This is a genomic window from Pseudomonas sp. IT-P294, from assembly GCF_949767865.1.
Classification (GTDB): domain Bacteria; phylum Pseudomonadota; class Gammaproteobacteria; order Pseudomonadales; family Pseudomonadaceae; genus Aquipseudomonas.
This window is the reverse complement of the sequence record NZ_CATKQW010000011.1, coordinates 447,589-460,802: the sequence shown is the minus strand read 5'-3', so window position 1 is coordinate 460,802 and position 13,214 is coordinate 447,589. Positions and strand designations below refer to the sequence as shown.

10 protein-coding genes are annotated in these 13,214 nt (G+C 58.0%); 7 read left to right on the top strand and 3 right to left on the bottom strand.

All coding sequences use genetic code 11. The annotated features are described in order from the left end of the window. Positions 1-27: 27 nt before the first annotated feature. Together ACM6I0_RS09530 and ACM6I0_RS09525 are read right to left on the bottom strand one after the other, a co-directional pair. A complete protein-coding gene (locus ACM6I0_RS09530; RefSeq protein WP_285434079.1) occupies positions 28-1,329 on the bottom strand; it encodes an ATP-binding protein in 1,302 nt (433 codons plus the stop codon). Positions 1,330-1,333: 4 nt separating this feature from the next. Then, a complete protein-coding gene (locus ACM6I0_RS09525) occupies positions 1,334-2,035 on the bottom strand; it encodes a response regulator transcription factor (RefSeq protein WP_285434078.1) in 702 nt (233 codons plus the stop codon). A 269-nt stretch (positions 2,036-2,304) separates the two neighbouring features. Here ACM6I0_RS09525 and ACM6I0_RS09520 point away from each other — a divergent pair, with 269 nt between their 5' ends. The 7 genes from ACM6I0_RS09520 (at position 2,305) to ACM6I0_RS09490 (ending at position 10,590) form a co-directional block, all read left to right on the top strand. Next, positions 2,305-3,462, top strand: coding sequence for an efflux RND transporter periplasmic adaptor subunit (locus ACM6I0_RS09520; RefSeq protein WP_285434077.1), 1,158 nt, complete (start codon positions 2,305-2,307; stop codon positions 3,460-3,462). Positions 3,463-3,476: 14 nt separating this feature from the next. Next, entirely contained in the window at positions 3,477-6,572 is a 3,096-nt protein-coding gene (locus tag ACM6I0_RS09515) for an efflux RND transporter permease subunit (RefSeq protein ID WP_285434076.1), read from the top strand. Positions 6,573-6,758: 186 nt separating this feature from the next. Next, on the top strand, positions 6,759-7,652 hold the full coding sequence (locus ACM6I0_RS09510; protein WP_414922116.1) for a hypothetical protein: 894 nt from the start codon (positions 6,759-6,761) through the stop codon (positions 7,650-7,652). Positions 7,653-7,760: 108 nt separating this feature from the next. Next, on the top strand, positions 7,761-8,402 hold the full coding sequence (locus ACM6I0_RS09505; RefSeq protein ID WP_414922115.1) for a DUF1345 domain-containing protein: 642 nt from the start codon (positions 7,761-7,763) through the stop codon (positions 8,400-8,402). A gap of 76 nt (positions 8,403-8,478) precedes the next feature. After that, the gene (locus ACM6I0_RS09500) at positions 8,479-9,318 is read left to right on the top strand and encodes an AraC family transcriptional regulator (RefSeq protein WP_414922114.1); all 840 of its coding nucleotides are present in this window, start codon (positions 8,479-8,481) and stop codon (positions 9,316-9,318) included. Between the two features lie 51 nt (positions 9,319-9,369). Further along, positions 9,370-9,984 (top strand): LysE family translocator, encoded by a 615-nt coding sequence (locus ACM6I0_RS09495; protein WP_414922113.1) that lies wholly within the window; start codon positions 9,370-9,372, stop codon positions 9,982-9,984. Between the two features lie 144 nt (positions 9,985-10,128). Further along, a complete protein-coding gene (locus tag ACM6I0_RS09490; protein ID WP_414922112.1) occupies positions 10,129-10,590 on the top strand; it encodes a hypothetical protein in 462 nt (153 codons plus the stop codon). A 52-nt stretch (positions 10,591-10,642) separates the two neighbouring features. On the opposite strand, the gene ACM6I0_RS09485 is transcribed toward ACM6I0_RS09490, so the two are convergent. Beyond that, positions 10,643-13,150 carry an autotransporter outer membrane beta-barrel domain-containing protein gene (locus tag ACM6I0_RS09485; protein WP_285434071.1) on the bottom strand — a complete coding sequence of 836 codons (2,508 nt, stop codon included), beginning with the start codon at positions 13,148-13,150 and terminating at the stop codon, positions 10,643-10,645. Positions 13,151-13,214 lie beyond the last annotated feature (64 nt).

Sequence of the window (13,214 nt, the reverse complement as noted above, 5' to 3'; positions counted from 1 at the left end):
GGTTCGGCAACTGCTACCAAGCGCGCGTCAGGCCTGAGCGGGCAACCACAACCGAAACCGCGCGCCGCCCAATGGCGATGGTTCGACAGTCAGCGTGCCGCCCTGCGCTTCCAGCGCCCGCCGACTGATCGCCAGTCCCAATCCGAACCCACCCGTTGCCCGATCCCGGCTACGGTCCAGCCGATAGAACGGCTCGAAAACCCGCTCGCGCTCCTCATCCGGGATGCCGATGCCATCGTCGTCCACCCAAATCTCACAACCTTTTGGGCAAACCTTGACGCCAATCTGAATGCGCTTTTCGCAGTAGCGCATGGCATTGCGCAGCAGGTTCTGAATGGCGCGCGCCGTCAATCGCGGGTCCAGCACGAAGCGTTCAAGTTGGCCATGCAGCAACACGTCGATGACGATTTCCGGAGATTCCAGCTCTTCATCGACGCTGCCCAGAATGCTGTCGATGAATTCATCCAGCGACACTTCAACCCGCTCGGGCAGTCTCGCCGGGTTTTGCAGGCGGCTGTAGGACAGCAACTCCAGCACCAACTCGTCCAGCTCACGAATGTGCGCGACCAGGCCTTGCAGGCGTTCGAGACTGGCGGCCGGCAAGTCGTCGGACAGCGCCAGGGCCAGGCCGAAATCCAGACGCGTCAGCGGTGTGCGCAGTTCGTGGGACACAGCGTTGAGCAAGTCGCGTTGCTGGTTGAGCAGGTTTTCGATATCGCCGGCCATGGTGTCGAAGACGTTGGCCAGGCTGCCGATGTTGGAATGGGGAGAAATCTGTGTGCGCTCGCCAAGGTGGCCTTTGCCGAAGCGCTCGGCGGTGCCCTTGAGGCGCTCCAGATCGCGCCAGTGCGGGCGTAGCCACAGCAACAGGCAGGCGAGCATGGTCGCACCGATCAGGACGTTGATGCTCCAGTACAACAGGCTGACGTCCATCGGGTCCGGTGGCACGACCATTTGCACCACCGTCTGCTGGTTCAGCGGCGCCACCGCCAAGGTGCGCCAGCCCCAGTCGCCGATGCGCACGACATTCTCGCCACGCTCCAAACGCTCGCGCTCATAGAGGGTGAAATCGGCGTCGTCGGGGCGGCTCAGGACGATGTGCAGCGGCGCAAAGTCCTTGTCCATCTCGCCCGCCAGCGTCGGCCATTGCGCTTCGGGCACGGCATGGAACTGCTTGACGATGAGGGTTTGCAGCCCGCGCGAATAATCGAGGTTGTAGGTGATAAAGCGCTCATGAAAGACCTTGATCACCAGGTCTGGCACCAGGTAAATCGCCGCGCTGAACGAGACGATGGTCACCAGGTACAGGCGAAACAGAATCCTGAACATCGTCTCAGCATTCCCACTCGGAACGGCTGAACAGGTAACCCTTGCCCCACACGGTCTTGATCTTGCGTGCCTCGCCTGCGTGGTCGTCGAACTTGCGCCGCAACTTGGAAATCGCCACGTCCACCGAACGGTCGGTGCCATTGAATTCAATGCCGCGCAGGCGTTGCAGGATCTGATCGCGGCTCAGCACTTCGCCAGCGTGTCGGGCCAACACCACCAACAGGTTGTACTCACCGCTGGACAGTTCGACGAGCTGGTCGCGCCAGGTCACGGTGCGCTCGGACAAGTCGATGCACAGGTTGCCCATGAGGATGCGATCGTTGGCGGTCTGCGGTTCGCTGAGGCTGCTGCGGCGCAACAGGGTACGCACGCGGGCGAGCAAGACCCGGGGTTCACACGGTTTGGTGACGTAGTCATCGGCGCCCATTTCCAGGCCCAGCACTTGATCGTGGCTGTCGTCGCGGGCGGTCAGCATCAAAATCGGCAGCGTGGCCGAGTCCGCCCGCAGCAAGCGGCAGACTTGCAGACCATCGAGCCCCGGCAGCATCAGGTCGAGAATCACCAGATCCGGCGGATCGACCCGCGCCCGTTCGCGAACATGGTCGCCACGGCTGATCACGCTGACGCGATAGCCGTTGCGTTCCAGGTAGCTGGCAATCAGCTCGGAGAGCGCGGTGTCGTCTTCGACCAGGAGGATGTTGGGCATGGGGGTGTTTCCAGAAAGTGCAGTGGCAACTGATAGACCGCCATCGCGAGCAAGCTCACTCCCACAGTTGAAATGCGTTCCCCTGTGGGAGCGAGCTTGCTCGCGATAGCGGTTTAACCGTCGCAAAAAGTGTCAAGCGGCCAAGGATATACGCCCTCACCCGCCCGTGAGTAAAACCCTTACACAATTTCACACAGCACCAACAAAGCTTCACCGCTACCCTCGCCGCCTCGCCGTAGGATGCGTGCAGTCATTATTGGGGTATTTACATGTCAAACAACCTGCTTGCCAGGCTCAGCCTGATGGCTCTGGCGTTAACGCTGAGCGCGTGTGACAAGTCCTCGAACGCCGAAGAACAAGCGCCACTGGCCACGGTGCGGGTCGAAACGGTCGAAGCCCGGCCCCTGTCGATCACCAGCGAATTGAGCGGGCGGATTGCCGCGCCACGGATTGCCGAAGTCCGCGCCCGGGTCGCCGGCGTGGTGTTGCAACGCGCTTTTCGCGAAGGCAGCGACGTGAAACAAGGTGACGTGCTGTTCCGCATAGACCCGGCGCCGTTCAAGGCCGACCTGGACAGCGCCGAAGCATCCTTGCGCAAGGCCGAGGCCAACGCCTTCCAGGCCAGGCTGCAGGAACAGCGCTACGCCCAGTTGATCGAAGGCAACGCCATCAGCGGCCAGGATTACGACAACGCCCGGGCCAGCGTCCGGCAAACCGCCGCAGACGTCGCCGCCAACAAGGCCGCCGTGGTCCGCGCCAGACTCAACCTTGGTTATGCCACCGTCACTGCACCGATTTCCGGGCGCATCGGCCGTGCGCTGGTGACCGAAGGTGCATTGGTGGGGCAGAACGAAACCACGCCGCTGGCGCTGATTCAGCAGTTGAACCCGATCCATGCCGACCTGACCCAATCGACCCGCGAACTCAACGATCTGCGCCGCGCGTTCCGTTCCGGCCAGTTGAAGGAAGTGGGCCAGGGCCAGGCCAAAGCCACGTTGATCCAGGACGACGGCAGCCTCTACCCGCTGCCGGGCAAGTTGCTGTTTACCGACATCACCGTCGACCCGGGCACCGGCCAGATCATTCTGCGCAGCGAATTTCCCAACCCGGACCTCGACTTGCTACCCGGCAGCTTCGTGCGTGTGCGCCTGGAACAAGCGGTGAACCAGCAAGGCATCAGCGTGCCGCAGCGGGCCATCCAGCGTGACAGCGCCGGGATTGCCCACGTGTTGTTGATCGACGCCGAGCAGCGTGTCGGCCAGCAACCGGTGGAGTTGGGCGCCGTGCAGAACGATCGCTGGATCGTCACCGGCGGCCTCAAGTCAGGCGACCGCATCGTCACCGAAGGCCTGCAACATGCCAAGCCCGGTGAGAAAGTCCAGATCGACAACACCCCTCTTCCACTTGCCCAGGTTTCTGGTCAGTAAGCAGGACGCTTTTTATGCCGCAGTTCTTTATCGATCGCCCGGTGTTTGCCTGGGTGGTTGCCCTGTTCATCCTGCTGGCCGGCGCCTTGGCCATTCCACAGCTGCCGGTGGCGCAATACCCCAACGTCGCGCCGCCGCAGGTCGAAATCTATGCCGTGTACCCCGGCGCTTCGGCGCAGACCATCGATGAAAGCGTGGTCAGCCTGATCGAGGAAGAACTCAACGGCGCCGATCACCTGTTGTATTTCGAATCCCAGAGCAGCCTCGGCAGCGCCACCATCAAAGCCACTTTCCAGCCCGGCACCAACCCGGAAATGGCCCAGGTCGACGTGCAAAACCGTCTGAAAGTGGTGGAGTCGCGCCTTCCGCAAGCGGTCAACCAACAAGGCTTGAAGGTGGAGAAAGTCTCCGCCGGTTTCCTGCTGCTGATCACCCTGACCTCCAGTGATGGCAAGCTTGACGACGTGGCGCTCAGCGATTACCTGGCGCGCAACGTGATGAACGAGATCAAGCGCCTGGACGGCGTCGGCAAAGCCCAGCTGTACGGTGCCGAACGGGCGATGCGGATCTGGATCGACCCCCAGAAGCTGATCGGTTTCAACCTGACTCCGGCCGACGTCAACGCTGCCATCGTGGCGCAGAACGCCCAGGTGTCGGCCGGCAGCATTGGCGATTTGCCAACCCGCACGACACAGGAAATCACTGCGACCATACTGGTCAAAGGCCAATTGTCGACGCCTGAAGAGTTCGCCGACATTGTCCTCAAGGCCAACGCCGACGGTTCCACCGTGCGCATCAAGGACGTGGCGCGGGTCGAGATCGGCAGCCAGGAATATCAATTCGGCACGCGCTTGAACGGCAAACCCTCGACCGCCGTCAGCGTGCAGCTGTCACCCGGCGCCAATGCCCTGAGCACCGCCACATTGGTACGGGCGAAGATGGACGACCTGGCGCGCTACTTCCCGGCGGGCGTCGAATACAAGATTCCGTACGACACCTCGCCCTTCGTCAAAGTCTCGATCACCAAAGTGATCTACACCCTCGGCGAAGCGATGCTGCTGGTGTTTGCGGTGATGTTCCTGTTCCTGCAGAACATCCGCTACACGCTGATCCCGACGCTGGTGGTGCCCGTGGCGTTGATGGGCACCTTCGCGACCATGCTCGCGCTGGGTTTCTCGATCAACGTGCTGACCATGTTCGGCATGGTGCTGGCCATCGGCATTCTGGTGGACGATGCCATCGTGGTGGTGGAGAACGTCGAGCGCATCATGGCCACCGAAGGCCTGTCGCCCAAGGAGGCTACGCGCAAGGCGATGAAGCAGATCACCGGCGCGATCATCGGTATTACCCTGGTGCTGGTGGCGGTGTTCATTCCGATGGCGTTCATGCAGGGTTCGGTGGGGGTGATTTACCAGCAGTTCTCGCTGTCGATGGCCACCTCGATTCTGTTCTCGGCGTTCCTGGCGCTGACATTGACCCCGGCGTTGTGCGCAACCCTGCTCAAGCCGATTGCCAAGGGCGAGCATCATGAAAAGAGCGGATTCTTTGGTTGGTTCAACCGTGGCTTCGAGCGCTTGACCGAACGCTATCAAGGCTGGGTCGCCTACGCGCTGAAACGCACGGGCCGTTACCTGCTGATCTACGGCGTGCTGCTGATCGGTCTGGGGCTGTGTTTCAGCCGTCTGCCCTCCTCGTTCCTGCCGGTTGAGGATCAGGGCTACACCATCACCGACATTCAACTACCGCCAGGCGCGAGCAAAAACCGCACGGTGCAGGTGGTTGAGCAAATCGAAGCGCACAACGCCACCGAACCCGGTGTTGGCGATAGCACGGTGATTCTTGGTTTCAGTTTTTCCGGCAGCGGGCAGAACGCCGCGCTGGCGTTTACCACGCTCAAGGATTGGTCGGATCGGGGCAGCGACGACTCGGCAAGTTCGATTGCCGACCGTGCCAACATCGTGCTGAGTCAGATCAAGGACGCTGTGGCGTTCTCGGTGTTGCCACCGCCGGTAGACGGCCTCGGAACCTCCAGCGGTTTTGAGTTCCGCTTGCAGGATCGCGGCGGCCTCGGCCATGCCAAGTTGATGCAGGCCCGTACCGCATTACTTGCCGCTGCCGAGAAAAGCCCGATCCTGATGAACGTGCGCGAAAGCGCCTTGGCCGAAGCACCGCAAGTGCAGCTGGAAGTCGACCGCAAACAGGCCAACGCGCTGGGCGTGTCTTTTGCCGATGTTGGCAACGTGCTGTCAACGGCGGTCGGTTCAGCCTACATCAACGACTTCCCCAATCAGGGACGGATGCAACGGGTGGTGGTGCAGGCTGAAGGCGATCAGCGCAGCCAGGTCGCCGATGTGTTGAACATCCACCTGCGTAACGACGCCGGAAAAATGGTGCCGCTGTCGGCCTTCGTTCAGGCGAAATGGATTCAAGGCCCAGCACAATTGACCCGCTACAACGGCTACCCGGCTATCGCCATTTCCGGCGAACCGGCACCCGGCCACAGCACCGGCGAAGCCATGGCGGAAATCGAACGGCTGGTGGCGCAAGGCCCGGCAGGATTGGGTCAGGAATGGACCGGGCTGTCGTTGCAGGAACGCTTGTCTGGCAGTCAGGCGCCGATTCTGCTCGGGCTGTCGCTGCTGATCGTGTTTCTGTGTCTGGCGGCGCTGTACGAGAGCTGGTCGATCCCGACATCGGTGTTGCTGGTGGTGCCGCTGGGTGTGCTCGGTGCCGTACTGGCCGTGACCTTTCGCGGAATGCCCAACGACGTGTTCTTCAAGGTCGGGTTGATCACCATCATCGGTCTGTCGGCGAAAAACGCGATCCTGATCATCGAATTTGCCAAGAGCCTTTATGACGAGGGCCATGATCTGGTCGACGCGACCTTGCAAGCCGCCCGCTTGCGCTTGCGACCGATTGTGATGACCTCACTGGCTTTCATCCTCGGCGTGGTGCCGTTGGCGATTGCCACCGGAGCCAGTTCGGCGAGCCAGCAAGCGATCGGCACCGGGGTGATTGGCGGGATGATCACGGCGACACTGGCGGTGGTGTTTGTGCCGGTGTTTTTTGTGGTGGTGATGAGATGCGTGAAGGGTAAAGCAAAAGGGTAAGTCAAACCTCTCGGGCGATGGCGATAACAGTCGCCCGAGAGCACCTATAACGCATATGCATGATCGCTATAACGAACCCATCTCAATAACCTGTCATATTTGACAGTAGTCGAAGCGTTTGCTGAACCATAACCTAGAGGCGTTAGTGATTGAGACTGACTAAACCATTAGGATTCAGGAGCGCACATGAACAATACAGCCACCTGCACTGTCACCGCTGTAGTGACAGGCCTCCCTCAATATACTCAATATAAAAGCAATGGGTTTTGCCAATTCTACAAGGCCCCGATGGCCAGATTTTGGAATGCAGACTCGGCTCATCGTGCTGATCAAGAAAATGCGATTCAACTATCTGTTCAAATTCCTGACAACGGCAACAACACTTTCATCATCAACGATGACAGTAGTGACATAACGGCCGCACGGGCATCGTTGACCGAACACTCTGGGGCACTGATCAGACCTTTCATTGCAACGTCAGGCAAGTTGACAAACGTCAATATCGACTTGGCCAACCGGACAGTCGCATTTGATTTCGAATTCGTCGCCAAGTCAGGAAAACAGATCGTTGAGGTGAGTCAGGGGTCGGCCAAATATGCAGAGATTGAAGAACACTTTTTCAAACCGGCAACAATCGATAGCGACCAGTACGTCACTGCCACCCTCGAGGGGAGTACTTATTCAGAATACAACGCTAATGAATTCAATCTCTTGTGGAAGCCCGATAATGGTTTTGGCATCCGTTACCCTCAATGGCAGGGTTGGTCCAGGGTCTATACCGATGCAACGCCCCATCGGCACCGAGACACTGTTTCCGTGACCATCGCGGACGATCTTGTACCGGGCACTTATGACCTCGACGAGTACAAGGACAAAATTTATGCAATTTACGCTGAGATTGATCCAAACGGCCCATTGTATGAGGGGACGGGGGGAACACTTGTACTTGAGAAGACGCCATTGCAGGGTTCGTCAATAGGCGTACTTAAAGGTCGGATTTTAAATTTCGTAGGTGTTTTTAACGCCGAAAGACAAATGAAGTCAGATTGCATAGAGTTCAACGTGGAAGATAAAAGATAGTCGGCTTGTACTTGTGACAACGCGTTTGATGTGTCTCAAACGCGCCGTACTTGCTGCACCACTCACGGCAAGGCTATGGTGCCGCATCGCCCCTGACCGTGAGTCTCCATGCCCTTCCTTGCCCGCACCCACCCTCGCCTGTCCGCCGCCGCCCTCCTTGGCGTCGCGGCAGGCATTCTGGTTCCAGCCGACTCGATCATCAGCAAAATCCTCATTGGCTGGAATGCCGGGGTCTGGACCTACCTGATCCTGATGTTCTGGCTCGCCACGCGCGCCAAGGCTCCGGACGTGAAGCGCATTGCCGAGATTGAAGATGAAAACGCCGGTCTGGTGTTGTTCGTGGTGTGCATCGCCGCCATTGCCAGCCTCGCGACCATAACCTTCGAACTCGCCGGCAGCAAGGACCTGGAAACCACCCGCAAGCTCCTGCATTACAGCTTCACCGCGATGACGGTGATTGGTTCATGGTTGTTGATCGGGGTGATTTTCAGCGTGCACTACGCTCGCCTGTTCTACACCTGGGATGGCAAAGACCTGGCGCTGCGTTTCGCTGAAGGGCTGGAAACCCCCAATTACTGGGACTTCCTGTATTTCTCCTTCACCATCGGCGTGGCGGTGCAGACCTCGGATGTGGGCGTAGCGACACGGGGCATGCGCAAGATTGTGCTGGCGCAATCGCTGATCGGTTTTTTGTTCAACACGGCGATCCTTGGCTTCTCGATCAACATCGCAGCCGGACTGTTCAACTGATGCGTGCACAAACGTTCTAGGCATCGACCTCGGCATCGGCGTTAAATAAGCCGGTATTCCGTCTCACAGGTGCAGCATGTCCCCTGACAACTGGATCGAACTGGCCCAGGACGCCGATACCGGCATCGAGACCCTGCGCGCGCATTTTCAGGGCCACGCCTACGACCCGCATTGGCACGACAGCTACCTGGTGGGCGTGACCGAACAAGGTGTCCAGCAGTTCAATTGCCGTCGGGCAAAGCATCAGAGCACCCCGGGCAAGGTATTTCTGCTGGAGCCGGGCGATATCCACGACGGCGAAGCACCGACCGAAGACGGCTTCACTTACCGCATGCTGTACCTCGACCCGCAGTGGTTGCAGCGTGAACTGAGTGCGGTCTTCGAAAACGCTCCCGATAACAGTCAATTGAGCTTCGCTCACACGCTGGCCAGCGACCCGCGACTGGCCCACGCCACTAGCCTGGCGTTTCAAACCCTGCATCACGGTGAGCTGAAGATCGTGCGCCAGACCGCCCTCGACAGCTTGCTCGAACGCCTGACCAGTCACCTGCACTGGCGCACTCGGTACGGTGAAGATCCACGCCTGCCGCTGGTGGCGCAGAAAGCTCGGGATTACCTGCACGCCAACGCCCAATTCGATATCGGTCTTGATCAGGTTGCCACCGCGGCGGGTGTCGACAGATTTCGTCTGACTCGGGCCTTCAAGGCCGCCTATGGCCTGGCGCCACACGCCTATTTGGTGCAGTTACGGTTGTCGAAGGCGCGGCGAATGCTGGCCGACGGCGTGCAACCGGCTGCAGTGGCCATGGAGTTGGGGTTTGCCGATCAAAGTCATCTGGGACGTTGGTTCGTTCGGGCCTATGGCCTGACGCCAGCGATGTACCGCAAGCGCTGCTCAAATCTTCCAGACGTTTGATTCTCGACTTGTGAACATCTACTCCTGCGATTTATTCAGGAGCCTGACCTCATGCTGTCCACATTCCCGACCCTGTTACCGTTTTTACTGTTCGCTTTCGTAGCCTCTATTACGCCGGGGCCGACCAATATTCTCGTATTGAGCACCAGCGCCCGACATGGCTTCAAGGCGGCCCTTCCGATCGTGTTCGGTGCCTGTTCAAGCGCTGCGTTGATGGTGCTGCTGGTCGGTAGCGGTCTGGGTTCGACATTACACGCACACCCGGTGATTCACGCGACGGTGTACTGGGCGGGCATTGCCTGGCTTAACTATCTGGGATGGAGAATATTTTGGTCACCGTCCGTTGAGTTAAATTCGCAATCTTTGCCCTCAGGCCCACGGCTTGGATTCTGGAGCTCGGCGGGCCTTCAGTGGATCAACCCGAAGAGCTGGATGATGGCGTTGGCCGTGATCAGTGTGTTCACCGCCGGTGGTGGTGACAAGGCCGCGAAGGTGCAGCAACTGTCACTGCTGTTCTTTTTGATCGCACTCCCTTGCCTGGGCGCTTGGGCGGCGCTGGGGAGCGGGACGGGACACTTGCTACGGTCAGACCGCGCGCGAAGCTGTTTCAACAGGACCATGGGCGTATTGCTGATAGCCGCCGCCTGGCTACCTGCATTCGTTTAGTTTTGTCGCTATAAAAAGCCCGTTGTAAACTGTCAACTATGACAGTTTACAACGTGTTCTAAACCAGGCTCTCATAGCACATCCAGGATTAGGGCCTGCCACGGCCTTTGGATACCTTACTCAAAGTAACGGGAGACCCAATCCATGAATGCTGTTATCAAACGTACCGGTTTTGCCGCAGGTAATTATGTGATTGCCAAAGCGTTCGCCAATACCGAACTAACCTTTGTCGATTTCAACGCTACCTCTCGGCTGATCGGCAAGGTCAAAGCGGGAGCCAAGAAACTCGACGCCCTCTGTATTACCGCTATCGAACGAAGTGATAAACGTACCCGCGCGTCACAAACGACTGTTCGTGAACTGACTATCCTGCTTCCCGACAGCCTGGATGTTGGTGAATACGAAGTAAAAGGCCGTGACGATGTAGGATTCAGTTTAAAAAACGATGACGGTACTGTTTATGAAGGTATCTCCGGCAACATTTCGATCACGCCGGCGAGCGAAGGAAACGTCAAGGGCAGCTTCAATGTCAATATTGAAATGCCCAACACCGAAGAGCAAACGTTTATTCTCAAGGGCGACTTCCAGGTGTTAAAAGCAGGTTAACCCTGCCACATAATAAAAAAGGGAAGCCTCGGCTTCCCTTTTTTATTCAAGATCAGAACTTGTAATGAGCCCCCATATTGATACCGAAGTCCTTGGTGACGTTGTCACCCTTGCTGGTGTCCAGTTCAGTGTGCAACTGCCACCGGTCATTCAATGTCCAGGCCACGCCAGTGCCGACTTCCAAACGGTTACCTCGCAGGTCATTTTCGAAGGAGTTCTGATTGACCCGCACTTCATTGCTTTTCACAAACTCACGAACGACGGCTGCACGGATGTGCGGTTGCAGAACGCTGCCGTTGGCCAACGTCATGCCACGGCCCAGTGTTACACCCGCCTTGCCAAGCATGGACCGCGTGGTATCGGCATCCACCTTCAAACCGTTATCCAGACTGAAGTCCTGGCCTTGCACCGAGGCCATCTGCCACTGAGTGAAGGGTTCGATGTAATACCCATCCTTGAACTCGATGTGCTTGCCGAACTCCACCGACGCACTGGCCCCTAGATTGTTGTAGCTACCCTTGGTCAAGGTGTCATCGCTCAATGACACCTTGGCTTTATTGCGAAAATGGTTGAGCTTGGCCACGGTATCCAGGTAGTAGCCGCTATCGCCCAACCAAGTACCGTAGACCCCAAGCGAAGTACTGCCGATTTCACCGGAACTGCCGCGACTCAGATCAAGGTCCGACTGGCTGTAACCGATAAAAGCCCCCAACAACATCTGTTCGCCGGCAATCTGGACCGGCGTATCCACGCCCATGGACAACCCGGCCTGGCGCTGACTGTATCCATTACCGTAAGCGTTATTGCTGATGCTGTAGCGATTGCCATACGAGCGAATCCAGCCTCCCGTCGGACTGCTGCTGCTTCGCAACTCGCCCATGCGGTTGGTCAGCGAAGCCATTTCACCGTAGATCACCGTCGGCGCGGTACCGAAGATCGCCATGACCGCGCGGGTGGGCGTGCTCACCACCTCCCTGTCGGGACGCAGATACCAATCCTCACCCTCCTTGACCAGCTGATAGGTAAAGGCCCCGGAATCCAACCTCCCGTTGGGCAGAGCGAATTGGGCACTACTGCTGCCGACCGACTGCACCACTTTGATCTGCGAATCATTGACCGGATCCGAACCGCTGCTGGAAACCCGCAATTGATGACTGCCAGTCGCGCTTCCGGTGAGGTTCAACAGATTGGTCTGGTGGGTGCGAAAGTCAGTGCCAATTTCAAAGGTACCGTTACCGCTCAGATTGGCCACGTTGAGCTGAAAGTACTCCTTATCACCTCCCAGCCGGACAATCCCTCCATTGTTTAGATTGAGATTGTTCACGGACTGGCTTTGCGTCATTTGCCAGAACGCCTGGTTATTGATGGAAAAATTGCTCACATTGTTGACCTGTCCAGTCAGGCTCGCCCCATTATCCAGAGTGAGACTGGACAGACTCTCCGTAGCCGCCGTGACATTACCCTTCATCTGGCTTTGGTTATTGATCGAAGCAGTGGAGACATCCTGCAAGTCACCCGTGAACGTGGACGCGTTGTTGATCGTTACTGCCGACGCTCGCAATACATTACCTGTCACCACGCTCTGATGATTGACCGAGACATTGGCGGTATCTTGCAGATTGCCGGTGAGCGAAGACCCGTTGTCGAGCGACACGCTTGAAGCGCCCAGCACATTGCCGGTCATTTGCGCCTGATTGTTGAGGGTCGCGTTGGTGACATTCTGCATATCACCGTTGAGTACCGCTTTATTTTGCAAGGTAACGTTTGCCGAACCACCCGCCGCCACAATCACATTGCCGACCACATGGCTGTCGTCGACCAGCAGGTTGGCCAAAGCGCCAGTTCGCACATCAAGCACAATGCCGTTGCCACCTTTGAGGCTGGAGCCGTTACTGACTTCAATGTCGGCAATGGTCGGGAAGTTCGGCGCATTGATACCGACAACGATGGCCGAGCCGGTTTTACCTTCGACATGGGTGTTGTTCAGAAAAATCTTCGAATGAATCAGCGCTGAAGCCAAGGTATCAGTGCCAACGGTCACACCATTGAGCCCCCCTGTAACCGTACTGCCTGTAGCGGACAACGAGCCTTCGAGCAGACGAATCCCGAAGCTGCTGGCCCCGGTGCCCTCGACGATGGAGTTCTGCACATTCAGCTCGCTGAAACGATTGCCGGCAATGCCCCCTTGCAGGCCACTGACGACACTGTTATTGCTCAGGTTCACCCTGGAGCCGCCAACGCTGGTAATGTTGCGAACAGCTGATATTCCGACCCCGTTTATGCTGGTGACCGTTGAATTATTCAACGTGGCCGTCGCATTCGTCAGGGCAATGCCGTTTTGAAGCCCGCCAGCACCCGTCGAATTGGTCGTCGAATTGCGCAGATCAATCAGCCCGCCTGTCGTACTGGCGATGCCCAGCGTTGTGGCACTTGAGCCAATGAGTGTGGCGTTGTTCAGCACTTGCCACGTATCCAGGGGTGTACTGGAATCTATGTTTTGAGTGGTGCCTGCCGGTATGGTGGCGGCCTGAACCGCAGAAATATTAAGCAGGCCCGGCATGAAGGACAACATCCATACACTGAGTGTTGTTTTGGAAAAAGTGAGTACTGGCTTTGGCGACATA